Source organism: Tardiphaga sp. GW821-FHT12E02, from assembly GCF_058807155.1.
In genome coordinates this window covers 1,746,398-1,760,219 of sequence record NZ_JBXAQK010000001.1, presented here as the reverse complement: position 1 = coordinate 1,760,219, position 13,822 = coordinate 1,746,398, and the positions used below count along the sequence as shown (strand labels likewise).

Annotated in this window: 13 protein-coding genes; 10 read left to right on the top strand and 3 right to left on the bottom strand. The window is 63.2% G+C overall.

The genetic code is table 11. The features are described from left to right. Window positions 1-75 precede the first annotated feature (75 nt). The 6 genes from AC1RQ5_RS08280 to AC1RQ5_RS08255 all read left to right on the top strand — a co-directional run bounded on the left by AC1RQ5_RS08280 (window position 76) and on the right by AC1RQ5_RS08255 (window position 6,257). Window positions 76-834: a 16S rRNA (uracil(1498)-N(3))-methyltransferase gene (locus tag AC1RQ5_RS08280; RefSeq protein ID WP_493198169.1), complete on the top strand. Its 759-nt coding sequence runs from the start codon at window positions 76-78 to the stop codon at window positions 832-834. Window positions 835-922: 88 nt separating this feature from the next. Then, the gene (locus AC1RQ5_RS08275) at window positions 923-2,050 is read left to right on the top strand and encodes an ATP phosphoribosyltransferase regulatory subunit (protein WP_493198167.1); all 1,128 of its coding nucleotides are present in this window, start codon (window positions 923-925) and stop codon (window positions 2,048-2,050) included. Then, complete coding sequence (gene hisG / locus AC1RQ5_RS08270; RefSeq protein ID WP_398477005.1) at window positions 2,047-3,021, top strand: ATP phosphoribosyltransferase; 975 nt, start codon at window positions 2,047-2,049, stop codon at window positions 3,019-3,021. Before AC1RQ5_RS08275 ends, hisG begins: the two co-directional genes overlap by 4 nt. Window positions 3,022-3,217: 196 nt before the next feature. After that, complete coding sequence (locus AC1RQ5_RS08265; protein ID WP_493203350.1) at window positions 3,218-4,291, top strand: glycosyltransferase family 2 protein; 1,074 nt, start codon at window positions 3,218-3,220, stop codon at window positions 4,289-4,291. Continuing rightward, window positions 4,288-5,130 (top strand): ChbG/HpnK family deacetylase, encoded by an 843-nt coding sequence (locus AC1RQ5_RS08260; protein WP_493198164.1) that lies wholly within the window; start codon window positions 4,288-4,290, stop codon window positions 5,128-5,130. Before AC1RQ5_RS08265 ends, AC1RQ5_RS08260 begins: the two co-directional genes overlap by 4 nt. 272 nt (window positions 5,131-5,402) lie before the next feature. Next, the gene (locus AC1RQ5_RS08255) at window positions 5,403-6,257 is read left to right on the top strand and encodes a DUF2076 domain-containing protein (RefSeq protein WP_493198162.1); all 855 of its coding nucleotides are present in this window, start codon (window positions 5,403-5,405) and stop codon (window positions 6,255-6,257) included. 261 nt (window positions 6,258-6,518) lie between these two features. Here the strand turns inward: AC1RQ5_RS08255 and AC1RQ5_RS08250 are convergent, their stop codons facing one another. Next, on the bottom strand, window positions 6,519-7,325 hold the full coding sequence (locus AC1RQ5_RS08250; RefSeq protein WP_493198160.1) for a L,D-transpeptidase: 807 nt from the start codon (window positions 7,323-7,325) through the stop codon (window positions 6,519-6,521). Window positions 7,326-7,621: 296 nt separating this feature from the next. On the opposite strand from AC1RQ5_RS08250, the gene AC1RQ5_RS08245 reads away from it, so the two are divergent. Next, window positions 7,622-8,404: a protein phosphatase CheZ gene (locus AC1RQ5_RS08245; protein ID WP_398484557.1), complete on the top strand. Its 783-nt coding sequence runs from the start codon at window positions 7,622-7,624 to the stop codon at window positions 8,402-8,404. A gap of 167 nt (window positions 8,405-8,571) precedes the next feature. Here the strand turns inward: AC1RQ5_RS08245 and AC1RQ5_RS08240 are convergent, their stop codons facing one another. Beyond that, window positions 8,572-9,108 carry a hypothetical protein gene (locus tag AC1RQ5_RS08240; RefSeq protein ID WP_398484551.1) on the bottom strand — a complete coding sequence of 179 codons (537 nt, stop codon included), beginning with the start codon at window positions 9,106-9,108 and terminating at the stop codon, window positions 8,572-8,574. A 322-nt stretch (window positions 9,109-9,430) separates the two neighbouring features. Here AC1RQ5_RS08240 and AC1RQ5_RS08235 point away from each other — a divergent pair, with 322 nt between their 5' ends. The 3 genes from AC1RQ5_RS08235 (at window position 9,431) to AC1RQ5_RS08225 (ending at window position 13,100) form a co-directional block, all read left to right on the top strand. After that, window positions 9,431-9,727, top strand: coding sequence for a co-chaperone GroES (locus AC1RQ5_RS08235; RefSeq protein ID WP_398484553.1), 297 nt, complete (start codon window positions 9,431-9,433; stop codon window positions 9,725-9,727). 172 nt (window positions 9,728-9,899) lie between these two features. Next, a complete protein-coding gene (gene groL, locus AC1RQ5_RS08230) occupies window positions 9,900-11,552 on the top strand; it encodes a chaperonin GroEL (RefSeq protein ID WP_493198159.1) in 1,653 nt (550 codons plus the stop codon). A 339-nt stretch (window positions 11,553-11,891) separates the two neighbouring features. Then, window positions 11,892-13,100, top strand: coding sequence for a hypothetical protein (locus AC1RQ5_RS08225; protein ID WP_493198158.1), 1,209 nt, complete (start codon window positions 11,892-11,894; stop codon window positions 13,098-13,100). A gap of 153 nt (window positions 13,101-13,253) precedes the next feature. On the opposite strand, the gene AC1RQ5_RS08220 is transcribed toward AC1RQ5_RS08225, so the two are convergent. Then, window positions 13,254-13,658, bottom strand: a complete 405-nt coding sequence (locus AC1RQ5_RS08220) for an META domain-containing protein (protein ID WP_493198156.1) — start codon at window positions 13,656-13,658, stop codon at window positions 13,254-13,256. Window positions 13,659-13,822: the final 164 nt, after the last annotated feature.

Genomic DNA, 13,822 nt, shown 5'->3' with positions numbered 1-13,822 from the left:
GGCGCTGGGTCGCGTTAGCGCATGGTTTTTCGTCGCATCTACGCTAAATCACCGGCTCTGAACGGGACCTGAACCATGCCGCAATCCGATTTCCGCAGCCCTCGCCTCTATGTCGATGCAAGCCTTGCGATCGACATGACGATCGCCCTCGATCGCAGCCAGAGCAATTATCTCGGTAATGTGCTGCGCCTCGAAGCCGGCGATCCCGTGCTGGTGTTCAACGGCCGCGACGGCGAGTGGCAGGCTGCGGTGGCGGCCGGCAAGCGGGCCGACAAGCTGTTGGTTCTCAAGCAGATGCGCCCGCAGGACCAACTGCCTGATATCACTTACGCCTTCGCGCCGCTGAAGCATGCGCGGCTGGATTACATGGTGCAGAAGGCCATCGAGATGGGCTCCGCAAAACTGCAGCCGGTGGTGACGCGGCATACGCAGACCAGCCGGGTGAATACCGAGCGGATGCGGGCGAATGTGGTGGAGGCGGCCGAGCAATGCGGGATTTTGAGCATTGCCGAAGTGGCTGAGCCTTTGAATTTGCAGAAGTTTCTCGATCAGCGCGACGGCCGGCGGCTGCTGGTTTTCTGCGATGAGGCCGCGGACGTGGCTGATCCCATCGCAGCGTTGGGTGGGGCTCGGGAAGCCGCCGGGAGCGGAATTGACGTGATCATCGGCCCTGAAGGTGGCTTTGCCGAGGAGGAACGGGCGCTGCTGCTGAAGCAGCCGAGCATCCTCCGATTAGCTTTGGGACCAAGGATTATGCGGGCGGATACGGCGGCGGTGGCGGCTTTGGCGGTGATTCAGGCTGTTTTGGGCGATTGGGCCCGCGGGAACCGTTAAGTCACTTAGCCAAAGGTGGTCGAAACGTCGCAAGCGCCATGCTAAGGGCTGCGCCATCGCCCCTCATTTGGAATCGCTGGACTTCGAGATGACCAAACCCGCCGCCTGGACGGACACCCTGCTGCACTCGTTTGCCGAGGCAGGCTATGTCCATGCGTCGCCGGCGATTTTACAGCCGGCCGAGCCGTTTCTCGACCTCTCCGGCGAGGACATCCGCAAGAGCCTGTATCTGACCACGGACCTCACGGGCGAGGAATTGTGCCTGCGGCCGGATCTGACGATCCCGGTGGCGCGCGATTACCTTGCTTCCAAAGCAGCCGGAAAGCCCGCGGGGTTCAGCTATCTCGGCCCGGTTTTCCGCTATCGTCATGGAAAACCGAGTGAATTCCAGCAGGCCGGGATCGAGTCCTTCGGCCGCACCGATCGCGCGGCTGCTGACGCAGAAATGCTGGTTCTGGCACTGAATGCAGCGGCCGCATTGGGGCAGCCCAGCGTCGAAATCAAGACGGGCGACGTCGCGCTGTTCGCGGCCTTGATCGATGCGCTGGATCTCTACCCGGTCTGGAAGCGTCGCCTGGTGAAGGATTTCAACCGTCAGGCGAACCTGGCGGAAGATCTCGATCGGCTCACACTCGCCGAGTCGCCGGTGCGCAACGAATATGAGGGCGTACTCGCCGCCCTCGCCGGCTCCGACCGCAAGGCCGCGCTGGCGCTGGTCACCGACCTGATGTCGATTGCCGGCGCCACCAATCTCGGCGGTCGCTCGGTCGCAGAAATCGCCGATCGCTTCCTCGAGCAGTCGACGCTCAAGGGCGGCGCACTGCCGAAGGATGCGCTGGCCTTGATCAAGCGCTTCCTCGCGATCTCCGGTACGCCGGATCAAGCCGTCGCTGAACTGCGCAAGCTTGCGTCCGATGCGAAGCTCGATCTCACATCGGCCATCGATGAATTCGAACAGCGCATCGGCTTCATGGCTGCGCGCGGCATCGATACGTCCGCGATCAAATTCGCCACCGCCTTCGGCCGCGGGCTCGATTACTACACCGGCTTCGAATTCGAACTGCATGGCATCGGCGACGGCGTCGAACCGCCGCTAGTGGCGGGCGGGCGCTATGATCGCCTGCTGTCGCAACTCGGCGCACCAAATCCCATTCCTGCCGTCGGCTTCTCGATCTGGATCGACGCGTTCTCCACCCGCGCGGGAGCCGCGTCATGAGCACTCCTTTCGTCGTCGCCGTTCCGTCCAAGGGACGCCTGCAGGAAAATGCCGAAGCCTTCTTCAGCCGCGCCGGCCTGACGCTGACCAAGGCCGGCGGTGCGCGTGATTATCGCGGCTCGATTGCGGGCCTCGACAATGTGGAGATCGCGTATCTCTCGGCGAGCGAGATCGCAGCGAACCTGTCGCGCGGTGCCGTGCATCTCGGCATCACCGGCGAAGATCTCTTGCGCGAAAACATCGTCGATACCGACAAGCGTGTAGCGATTATCCAGGGTCTCGGCTTCGGCAATGCCAATGTCGTTGTCGCCGTGCCGCAGGCCTGGATCGACGTGCGCAGCATGGCCGATCTCGACGACGTCGCCACCGGTTTTCGCGAGCAGCACAATCGCCGCATGCGTGTCGCCACCAAATACATCAACCTCACGCGCGCTTATTTCGCAGCGCATGGCGTGGTGGATTATCGCATTGTCGAAAGCGCCGGCGCCACCGAAGGCGCACCGGCCACCGGTGCGGCGGAACTGATCGTCGACATCACCACCACTGGCGCGACGCTGGCGGCCAATGGCCTCAAGGTGCTCGATGACGGCGTGATGCTGCGCAGCCAGGCCAATCTCGTCGCCTCGCGCAGCGCGGACTGGTCGCCCGCCGCGCGCGAAACAGCGCGCGTCATTCTCGATCACATCGCCGCGCGTGCGCGCGCCAGCAAATACAAGGAAGTGCGCACGCGCTTTGCCGGCTGCAACCAGGCGCTGCTTGATGAAGCGCATAATCGCTTCGGTGTGGTGTCGCCGTTCGGCGGGCCGACGTCGTCCGGCATGGTGACGCTGCATTGCCCGCCGGCGCAGATCTATGCGCTGGGCAGCTTCCTGCGCAATCATGGCGCGGATACGGTGTCGGTTGCATCGCTGGATTATGTGCTGGACCGCGAGAATCCGCTGTTTGCGAAGCTCGAGGCGTTTCTGCGGTAAGACGAAGCAGCAGCTCGTCATTGCGCGGAGTGAAGCGAGGCAACACATTCAGTTGTCATCGCCCGGCTTGACCGGGCGATCCAGTAAACACTGGAAGAGCAGTCTATCACTGCAGTTCGTGTTTACTGGATCCCCGCTTTCGCGGGGATGACAGACAGAGTAGATGGCATACTGGATTGATTGGGACTCCGACTTCATGATGCTGGGCAGCGACGTTTCCGACCTCTCCACGGACTCCAAGACAGCCGCCGCAAAGGGCCTGTCACTGGTCGTGCCCTGCTATAATGAAGCGCCGGGCCTTGTCGCACTGCATGACAAGCTCGTCGATCTCGCCCGCACGCTGAAGGCGCGTTACGACCTCGCTTGCGAGGTGGTCTATGTCGATGACGGCAGCCGCGACGACACGCTGAAGATTGCGCAGACGCTTCCCGCCGACGAGATCGACGTGCAGGTGATTTCGCTGTCGCGCAATTTCGGCAAGGAAGCCGCCCTGATGGCCGGCCTCGATCATTGCAGGAAAGGCGCCGTGCTGTTCATGGACGGCGACGGCCAGCATCCGCCGGAATTCGTCGAGAAGCTGGTGCATCACTGGATCGTCGATGGCTATGACGTGGTGTTCACGGCCAAGGCGCATCGCGACAATGAGAGTTTCCCGCTGCGCCTCGCGGTGCGCGGTTTCTATTCGCTGATCAATTGGGGCGCGCGCACGAAGATTCCGGAAGATGCCGGCGATTTCCGTCTGCTCTCGCCCCGCGCCGCGGCAGCACTGCGGCAACTGCCCGAGCGCAATCGCTTCTTCAAGGGCCTCGCCACCTGGATCGGCTTCCGCCAGTTGCGCGTCGATTACGAGCCGCAGGCGCGTGCCCATGGCGTGTCGTCGTTCAATCCGAAGGCGCTGATCGGCCTGTCGATCGAAGGCCTCACCTCGTTCTCCGTCGCGCCGCTGCGCCTCGCCAGCCTGTTCGGCTTGCTGTTCGCGGGCGCCGCGTTCCTGTTCGGCATCTCGATCCTGTGGGAGACACTGGTCGATGGCAAGTCGGTGCCCGGCTATCCCTCGCTCATGGTCGGCATCATGACCATCGGCGGCGTGCAGCTGATCATGATCGGCGTGCTCGGCGAGTATATCGGCAAGATCCTGTCGGAGCTGAAAGGACGCCCGGTCTATTTCATCGCCGAGCATAGTGTGAAGCATGCAGTTCCCGAGGCGGCGGCTACGCCGACGTCGGGCGGCGCAGCTACGCCTGCGCCTGATCGGACCGCCGCCGAATGAGCGGCGGCAGCCTGCGAAAAATCACGCTCTGCGCCGACGATTACGGCATGAGCCCCGGCGTCAATCGCGGCATCCGCGAATTGATCGCGCGCCAGCGGCTGAATGCGACATCGGTGATGGTGGTGGGATCTGCGATCACCCGCGAGGATGTGAGCGCGCTGCAGGGCGCCGTCGCACTCAATCGCGATTGCGCCATCGGGCTGCATGTGACGCTGACGGCGCCGTTTCATCCGCTGACCATGCATTATCGTCCGCTGCTGGACGGCCTGTTTCTGCCGCTCGGCAAGATGCTGCGTGCGGGCGCGCTGCGCCGGCTCGATGCCGAGATGATCGAGGGCGAAGTGTCGGCACAGATCGCAAAGTTCATTACGCTGTTCGGGCAGGCGCCCGCCTATGTGGATGGCCATCAGCATGTGCAGACCTTTCCGCAGGTGCGCGATCCCTTTTTGCGCGCGGTGAAGCGCGGCGCGCCCGATGCCTGGGTGCGGCAGTCCGGCCGCGTGCATCCGCTCTCGAAGCGGCTCGATGCACCGAAGGCACTGCTGCTGGATACGCTGAGCGCGACGTTTCGCAAGCGTGCGGCGAAGCTTGGCGTGGCGTTCAATCCGGGCTTTGCCGGGGCGTATGATTTCACCAGGGCGCCGGACTTCGGCGCGTTGATGGCGCGGTTTCTCGACGGCCTGCCCGATGGCGGACTGGTGATGTGTCATCCCGGCTATGTGGATGAGGTGCTGATCGATCTCGATCCGTTCACCGACCAGCGCGAGCGCGAATATGCGTATCTGGCGAGCGACGCGTTCGTGCAGTTGCTGGATGAGACGAAGGTGACGCTCTCTTAGCTTCTCCCCGCCTGCGGGGAGAAGGTGGCCCGGCGTAGCGCAGCGAAGCCGGGACGGATGAGGGGGACTCTCCTCTGGCGACGGAGTTCGCGGAGAGTCCCCCTCACCCGCCGCCCACATGCTTCGCATGTGAACGGCGACCTCTCCCCGCAAGCGGGGAGAGGTGAAAAGTCGCATAACTAAATTTAATCCGGCGGGCACTATTGCCGACACAAAGCGTCATTACATCCTCCACGCACCCCAAGGATGCGTGCGCGAGGACAGAGGACGCCATGACACCGCAAGAACGCCAACTGGTTGACGAACTCTTTGACCGGCTCAGCAAGGTCGAAGGCGGACCACGTGATCCCGACGCGGCGGACGCCATTGCCCAGGGCCAGCGCAAGGCCCCCAATGCGCTTTACGCGCTGGTGCAGACCGTGCTGCTGCAGGACGAGGCGCTGAAGCGCGCCCATGACCGTATCCAGGAACTGGAGCATGGCGGCGCACCCGATCAGGCGCCGCAGGGCGGCTTCCTGGATTCCATGCGCGATGCGCTGTTTGGCGGCGCCCCGCAGGGCCAGAATCCCAATGCTCCGCGCGGCTCGGTGCCGAATGTACGCCCGAGCGAGCCCAGCCGTGCGGCCTGGAATACGGGCCAGGTGATCGGCCAGCCGCAGGGTGGTTACGGTCAGGGCGGTTATGGCCAGCAGGGTGGCTATGGTCAGGGCGGCCCTGCGCAGGGTGGCTACGGCCAGCCGCCAATGGGCCAGCAGGCTCCGCAGGCCGGCGGTGGCGGATCGTTTCTCGGCACCGCGGCGGCGGCTGCGGCCGGCGTGGTCGGCGGTTCGCTGCTGCTCAACAGCATCAAAGGCATGATGGGCGGCAACCATCAGCAGGGCCTCACCGATGCGGCCAATGCCGGCGGCAAGAGCCCGTGGGGCGGCGATTCAAATTCATCTTCCAATGACAGCCTCTCCAATCAGGCCGGGCTGAACGATATCGGCTCGTCGAACAAACAGGGCGCCGGCAATTTCGATCAGCCGCAGAATGACGGCGACCAGTATTCCGGTCATGACCAGTATGCCGACAATGGCAACGACTATGACGACATGGATATGGATTCGGACGACGGCGATTATGCGTGAGGCGGCTCTGCCCGCTCTTTGCGGGCAGCGCTAGCGCATGTGATTTCGTGAGCAGCCTGTGGCCATCCTTCGAGACGCGGCCCAAGAAGGCCGCTCCTCAGGATGAGGGTTGAGTGTAGCTCTGTAGAAGACCCTCATGGTGAGGAGCCCGCAAAGCGGGCGTCTCGAACCATGCAGGCCGAGCATTATCCGCATACGCGCTCATATGCGCCCCTCTCCCGCAAGCGGGAGATGGGACGATGGAGCCTTTTGCGTCTATCCTCAGATCACCACGACTTTCGCGCCGACATTCACGCGGCCATACAGATCGATCACGTCCTCGTTCCGCATCCGGAAACAGCCCGACGACACGTTGGTGCCGATGGTCCACGGCTCGTTCGAGCCATGGATGCGATACAGCGTCGAGCCCAGATACATCGCACGCGCCCCGAGCGGATTGGACTCGCCGCCTTCCATGAAGCGCGGCAGGTCCGGACGGCGCGCCAGCATTTCCTTGGGCGGCGTCCATGACGGCCATTCCTTCTTGGCCGTGATCGTCTTCACGCCCTGCCAGGTGAAGCCGGGACGGCCGACGCCGATGCCGTAGCGCATCGCCTTGCCGCCATCCTGCACCAGATAGAGAAACTTGTTCGACGTATCGACGACGATGGTGCCGGCGCCTTCCTTGCCGTCATAGGCCACGGTCTGCGGCAGAAATTTCGGATCCATCGCCGGACGCGCGGGATCGATCGGCTCGTCGCGCTGATAGGCAGCGCGCTGCTCGGGCTCCATCGGCGGCAGCATGCGGCGGCGCGGATCATAGGATCGCTCATCCGACTGCCGATAGCTCGGGCCATAGTTCGAGCCTTGCGCGCCATCGCTGAACAGGAATTCGATGAAGCCGCCGCCCATATTGCCGCCGCGCTGCGCCGAAGCGACGCGTTGCGGAGCAGGACGCTGTGCGGGCGCGCCATAGATGACTTCGGGCTGGGCATAGGGCGTGACGGCATCGATCGCCGCCGCGGGAGTTGCATTCACAACGACAAAGGATGCGCTCGCGAGGAACGCGCAGGTCAACTGTCTGAACATCGACGTACTCTTACTGTTTCGTCGTGCGCCCTCACCGGAGCGGCGCCTGTCACGCGGCGAGTTAAGGTTAAAATCGCCTCGCTTTGGTAAACGGAATCGCCGTTTGGATTCACCACGTCGCCAATGGCAGCGGTTCTCGTCCGTAGCGTTACTTTTGCATGAATGCCGGGCGGCCATGGTTAATCAGTGGTTCGCGCGCGGTGATCCGAACTACACAACCAGATGTTCCGCGTGAACTCCGCGTTAAAACTCGTTGATATAAGACAGTTGGAATATTTGTTGAGTTGGGGGACATGATGTCTGTTCGTCGCAAGCGATTTCGTATTGAAGAAGTATTCGGCACGCCTTCACCCGTTGCTGAGAATGACGGTGGTGAGCCGATGCCGATGCATCGCGAAATCATGACCGAACTGCGCGCCATCCGCGCACAGATGGCAGCCCCCGCCGCTGCATCGGGACATAATGCCGTGACGGAAGAAGTCGGCGCTGCCGCACAGAAACAGATCGAAGAAGCACAGGCTTTGCTCGCGACCTATCGCGCGCAGATCGAGCAGTGCGAGAAGCTGAAGATCGAGCTCGACCTGATCCACGACGCCATCACCCGCACCAAGCAGGAAATTGCTGTCCTGCATGGCAAGAGCTTCGATGGCGACGAAATGGCCAAGGTCAATGGCGAACTCGGCGCGGTCGTCGGCGGCACCGAGGAAGCCACCCAGCAGATCCTGGCTGCGGCCGAAGCCATCGACAATGCCGCGGCGGCCGCCGGCAAGGTGAATTCGCCCGAGCAGCAGAAGCAGCTGCTGGAAGAGATCAGCGACAATGTCGTGTCGATCTTCGAGGCCTGTAACTTCCAGGATCTCACCGGCCAGCGCATCAGCAAGGTGATGACCACCATGAAGTTCATCGAAAATCGCATCACCGCGATGATGGACATCTGGGGTGGCGTCGACGAGATCAAGGCGCATGCGCCGCCGAAGGTCGATGACCGCAGCGACGACGACAAGCTGCTCAACGGCCCGAAGCTCGACGGCGATGTCGGCCACGCCTCGCAGGACGATATCGACGCGCTGTTCAATTAAGGGCGCGGAGCCGAAACAAAAAACGCCGGGCCCAGGGCCCGGCGTTTTGCGTTGACGCCATGAATGGGCGCGGCATTCGTAGGATGGGTTGAGCGCAGCGATACCCATCACGACGGGCGCATGTGGTGATGGGTATCGCTGCGCTCAACCCATCCTACATCCTGCGCTTACGCCCGCGGCGCGCAGCGGACATAGACCATGTTGCCGTAACGAACGGCGGCATCCTTGTCGATGAACTTGGTCACCAGGATGCGGCCATCGAAGGAGACGATCTCGCGGTCCTGCGGACCGGCGGCGGGACCGGGCGGGCCGATATAGTTCTTGCCGCTGGGCGAGCCCTTGAGGCGCAGTTCCTGCGGGGTGGCTTCGTCGGCGAGATGCATCATGACGCCGCCGGAGGCGCCGGCGCCGATGATATAGGGATTCTTGCACTGGCCGCGGGCGGCGTTTTCGGTGCGGACGCGGTCGTTCGGGTTCATGTAGGAGGCGAGGCCCCAGCGGCCGACGATCTCCTCGGAGCGGATCGAGGCCGGCAGTTCCGGTGCCGGCGGGGGTTCTGCCGGCGGCGGCGGTTCCGAACTGCCGAACATGCCGCCAAACCCGCCACCCATGCCTCCGCCGGTGGAACAGGCACCCAGCATCAGGGCCATGGCGGCAATGGCCGCCAGCTTGGCGACCGGGCGGGTGGTGCGTGACTTGATCATATCATCCCCTGAACAACATCCCCGACTGCCCGTCCCAAGCAGCGAAGCGTAAAATACCTGTCAAAACAGCGATCTCACCGGACCGCACTGTCATTACGGCGTAATGCCGACATGGTTTCCAGACCATTGCATATTGGCCTCACCAAGGCCTTAACCCTCTTTATTCGCCAGAGGCTTAAGGCCTGAGGCCGATGCGGGCCTTGCTTGACTCATCCGGCGTTCGGCCATATTTCCGAGCCGCCTGATTAGCACTCTCGGCGCGGGATTGCTAAGGCGCCCTCGCCAAGGCCGTGTACACTACAACCAACCAGAGGATTTCCCTATGGCCAAGACCAAGTTCCGCCCGCTGCACGACCGCGTCGTCGTCAAGCGCATCACCGCTGAAGAAAAGTCCAAGGGTGGCATCATCATCCCGGACAGCGCCAAGGAAAAGCCCTCCGAGGGTCTCGTCACCGCCGTCGGCCCGGGCGGCCGCGACGAAGCCGGCAAGCTGATCCCGATCGACATCAAGGTTGGCGACAAGGTCCTGTTCGGCAAGTGGTCGGGCACCGAGATCAAGCTCGACGGCGAAGAACTCCTCATCATGAAGGAGTCGGACATCATGGGCGTGGTGGGCTGAGGCTCACTTTCCCCACTCTCTGATTGTCACCACCCGCGAAAGCGGGTGGTCCAGTAGACACTGTCGCCGGTGATTGAACCGCAGCGGCGCCGTGTACTGGATCGCCCGGTCAAGCCGGGCGACGACAGTGAGAGCGCAACCTTCCAGTTTCCCCATTCAGGAGTCATCTCACATGGCAGCCAAAGACGTTAAATTCGCCGGCGACGCACGCGACCGCATGCTGCGCGGCGTCGACATCCTCGCCAACGCCGTCAAGGTCACGCTCGGTCCGAAGGGCCGCAATGTCGTGATCGAGAAGTCGTTCGGCGCCCCGCGCATCACCAAGGACGGCGTCACCGTCGCCAAGGAGATCGAGCTCGAGGACAAGTTCGAGAACATGGGCGCGCAGATGCTGCGCGAAGTCGCCTCGAAGACCAATGACAATGCCGGCGACGGCACCACCACCTCCACCGTGCTCGCCCAGGCGATCGTGCGTGAAGGCGCGAAGTCGGTTGCCGCCGGCATGAACCCGATGGACCTGAAGCGCGGCATCGATATCGCCGTCGCCGCCGTCATCAAGGATATCGAGAAGCGCGCCAAGCCGGTCGCCTCCTCGGCTGAAGTCGCGCAGGTCGGCACCATCTCGGCCAATGGCGATGCCGCCATCGGCAAGATGATCGCCCAGGCGATGCAGAAGGTCGGCAATGAAGGCGTCATCACCGTCGAAGAGAACAAGTCGCTCGAGACCGAAGTCGACATCGTCGAAGGCATGAAGTTCGATCGCGGCTACCTGTCGCCCTACTTCGTGACCAATGCCGAGAAGATGACCGCCGAGCTCGAGGATGCCTACATTCTCCTGGTCGAGAAGAAGGTCTCCAGCCTGCAGGCGATGCTCCCGGTGCTCGAAGCCGTGGTGCAGTCGACCAAGCCGCTGCTGATCATCTCGGAAGACGTCGAAGGCGAAGCCCTCGCCACCCTCGTCGTGAACCGTCTCCGCGGCGGCCTCAAGGTTGCGGCCGTCAAGGCGCCGGGCTTCGGCGACCGCCGCAAGGCCATGCTGGAAGACATCGCGATCCTGACCAGCGGCCAGCTGGTGTCGGAAGATCTCGGCATGAAGCTGGAGAGCGTGACGCTCGCCATGCTCGGCCGCGCCAAGAAGGTCGTGATCGACAAGGAAAACACCACCATCGTCGGCGGCGCTGGCAAGAAGCCGGCGATCGAAGCCCGCGTCGGCCAGATCAAGGCGCAGATCGAGGAAACCACCTCGGACTACGACCGCGAGAAGCTGCAGGAGCGTCTGGCCAAGCTTGCGGGTGGCGTTGCCATCATCAAGGTCGGCGGCGCGACCGAAGTCGAAGTGAAGGAAAAGAAGGACCGCGTGGATGACGCGCTGAACGCAACGCGCGCGGCCGTTCAGGAAGGCATCGTCCCCGGCGGCGGCACCGCTCTGCTGCGCGCCAAGAAGGCCGTCGGCAAGATCACGAATGCAAACGCAGACGTGCAGGCCGGCATCAACATCGTGCTCAAGGCGCTGGAAGCTCCGATCCGCCAGATCGCCGAGAATGCCGGTGTTGAAGGCTCGATCGTGGTCGGCAAGATCCTGGAAGAGAAGTCCGAGACCTTCGGCTTCGACGCCCAGAACGAAACCTATGTCGACATGGTCGCCAAGGGCATCATCGATCCGGCCAAAGTGGTGCGCACTGCACTGCAGGACGCCGCCTCGGTTGCCGGCCTCCTCGTCACCACCGAAGCCATGGTCGCCGAGCTGCCGAAGGAAGCAGCCCCGGCGATGCCGGCCGGCGGCGGTATGGGTGGCATGGGCGGTATGGGCGGCATGGGCTTCTAAGCCCGGCGCTCACCGACATCACCAAGACATCGAAGGCCGCCTCCGGGCGGCCTTCTTTTTTGCTTTGCTTGCTTCACCTCTCCCCACCGGGGAGAGGTCGAAATCGGAGCGCAGCGCAGATTTCGGGTGAGGGGGAGCCACAGGTGACGCCGCTTGTGGAAGCCCCCTCACCCGCCGCGAAGGCGCGGCGACCTCTCCCCGGCGGGGAGAGGTGAAGACAGAGCATCGATCCTGGCTCTTCCCCCTTTGGCATAGTTCTGATTCAATCCGCGCCTATTCTCCGGTGATCGGAATCATTCTTCCGCGTCACTGTTTCCAGACACGTCCAAAGGCATTTCCATGCGCGCGCTTTCCCTCGGCCTGCTCGGCCTCGCAGCAACGGCCTCCGTTGCCACCATCAATGTCGCCACTGCGCAAATGAAGGCCGCGCCGAAAGCGCAGGCAGCCGGCCCCGAGATTCGCTACTTCACCTCCATCGACGGCCTCATGGATGGCAATGCCGACGTGATCCTGAAGGAAACGCGGCAGGGCAAGACGGTGACCGCGGCAACGCTGGATGTCTGCTATCCCGCCGAGAAGGGCAGCGACCGCAAGGATCGCTTCGTTGCCAATCTCACCGTGAGCGGCACGACGCTTTCCGGCGCGACGCAGACGCAGATCGACAAGCTGCCGGTGACCGTGAAGATCAATCGCCGGCCCACCGGCGACACATTCGAATTCAAGGGCCAGGTGATCGTCGGCCAGACCACCACCAGCCTGACCTCGGCGGACAATGCCGACCAGAGCGAGAAGGAATTCCAGGAGAACCAGGGCAGCGATGAGAGCATCGCCGCCGCGCCAAAAGATTTCAGCGAAGTCTCGCCGGAATCCATCGCGGTGAAGATCAAGCTGGAAGCCGCGCTCGATTTCGTGCGCTCGCTGCGCGGGCAGAATGTCGAGGTCTCCCTGTCGAGCCTGTCGGTGAGCTGCGACGCGCTGCGCGCCGGCGAACAGGTGATCAATCTCGCGGTCGATCCGGAACGCGCGGCGGACTTCGTGGCCAAGGCGAAGGCCTATCCCGGCGTCGTCACTGTCGGCTGGACGGCAGGCGCCATCGACATGGAGCGCACCGTGCGCTTTGCGGCGACGGACTGGAAGAGCGGCGACAAGATCGATCGCAGCAAGGTCGCGAATGCACTGTCTGCCGTGCTCGCCAAGGCGATGTCGGCAAAGGTCGCCACGACCGCGTGGGATGACGAGACCGGCAAGCTGAAGCTCACCTTCAAGCGCCCGAGCCAGGTGATGCCGGCGCTGGAGCTGACGGAGAATGTGGAGGTCAGCGCCGTGGTGTCGCCGGACAAACCGGGCACGACCGACAAGCTCATTCTGTGGATCTCGACACCGTCGGTGACGACGGTGGATGAAGCCTCGGGCGCGAAGCTGGCACTGGCGGAAACGCCGGCCACGGATGAAGAGAGCGACCCGCGCGACGACAATGGCGCGGTGGCGGCCGTGGCGGCGGAATTCAAGGCGCAGCGCTGGGATGCGGAGAAGACGGGGTGGAAGTGAGATACACTCTCCGTTGTCATCACCCGCCCTGGCGCGCAATTGCGCGCTTGGAGCGGGTGATCCAGTACACGGCGACGGATCTGTTCAATCACGACTGATGGTGTCTACTGGATCGCCCGGTCAAGCCGGGCGACGACAGAATGTGAATGCCTCTCAATTCGTATTCAACCGAAACCGCAGCGACTTCGGCCCGATGAACGTCACCGTATCCCCGCGGCGCTGCCAGTTGGTGGCCGCGCCGAGATCCGCCAGCAGCTGATCGTCCAGCGCCACCTGCGCATCGGTGCAGCTGCGGGTCGCCATCACGCCCGGCACGAACACCACGGTGTTGCCGGCGATCGAGAACTGCCCCTTCCCGCCCTTGCACCACAGCTCCACCATCGCCTCGCCGGCATCGCCGATTTCGAGATTGGGGATGCGCTTGTTACCCGGCATGCGCTGCGCATCCAGCGTCATTTCCATCCCGAACGGAAAATCATCGGCGGCGTGCGCCGGCAGCGAAATGAGGAGTGCTGCGCCAGCCATGAAAGCGCGCAAAGATGTCGTCTTGGAAATCATGTGAGGTCCCGGCGTGGATGGATGTCAGCGGCCCTCGCGCGTTCTAGGCGAGGCGGCGGGACTTGACCAGAAAGGTCGGGACACAATGTGGCGGGGTGAAGAAAATCGCGGCGGTCTTAACCTCTCCCCGCTCTTTTGCGGGGAGAGGTCGATCTGGCGAAGCG

Excerpts from the sequence above, each read along its gene's own strand:
- AC1RQ5_RS08225 (WP_493198158.1), top strand. The coding sequence starts at position 11,892 with ATGCGCGCGCTTTCCCTCGGCCTGCTCGGCCTCGCAGCAACGGCCTCC.
- AC1RQ5_RS08265 (WP_493203350.1), top strand. The coding sequence starts at position 3,218 with ATGATGCTGGGCAGCGACGTTTCCGACCTCTCCACGGACTCCAAGACA.
- AC1RQ5_RS08275 (WP_493198167.1), top strand. The coding sequence starts at position 923 with ATGACCAAACCCGCCGCCTGGACGGACACCCTGCTGCACTCGTTTGCC.
- groL (WP_493198159.1), top strand. The coding sequence starts at position 9,900 with ATGGCAGCCAAAGACGTTAAATTCGCCGGCGACGCACGCGACCGCATG.
- AC1RQ5_RS08220 (WP_493198156.1), bottom strand. The coding sequence starts at position 13,658 with ATGATTTCCAAGACGACATCTTTGCGCGCTTTCATGGCTGGCGCAGCA.
- AC1RQ5_RS08235 (WP_398484553.1), top strand. The coding sequence starts at position 9,431 with ATGGCCAAGACCAAGTTCCGCCCGCTGCACGACCGCGTCGTCGTCAAG.
- AC1RQ5_RS08245 (WP_398484557.1), top strand. The coding sequence starts at position 7,622 with ATGTCTGTTCGTCGCAAGCGATTTCGTATTGAAGAAGTATTCGGCACG.
- hisG (WP_398477005.1), top strand. The coding sequence starts at position 2,047 with ATGAGCACTCCTTTCGTCGTCGCCGTTCCGTCCAAGGGACGCCTGCAG.
- AC1RQ5_RS08260 (WP_493198164.1), top strand. The coding sequence starts at position 4,288 with ATGAGCGGCGGCAGCCTGCGAAAAATCACGCTCTGCGCCGACGATTAC.
- AC1RQ5_RS08240 (WP_398484551.1), bottom strand. The coding sequence starts at position 9,108 with ATGATCAAGTCACGCACCACCCGCCCGGTCGCCAAGCTGGCGGCCATT.
- AC1RQ5_RS08255 (WP_493198162.1), top strand. The coding sequence starts at position 5,403 with ATGACACCGCAAGAACGCCAACTGGTTGACGAACTCTTTGACCGGCTC.
- AC1RQ5_RS08280 (WP_493198169.1), top strand. The coding sequence starts at position 76 with ATGCCGCAATCCGATTTCCGCAGCCCTCGCCTCTATGTCGATGCAAGC.
- AC1RQ5_RS08250 (WP_493198160.1), bottom strand. The coding sequence starts at position 7,325 with ATGTTCAGACAGTTGACCTGCGCGTTCCTCGCGAGCGCATCCTTTGTC.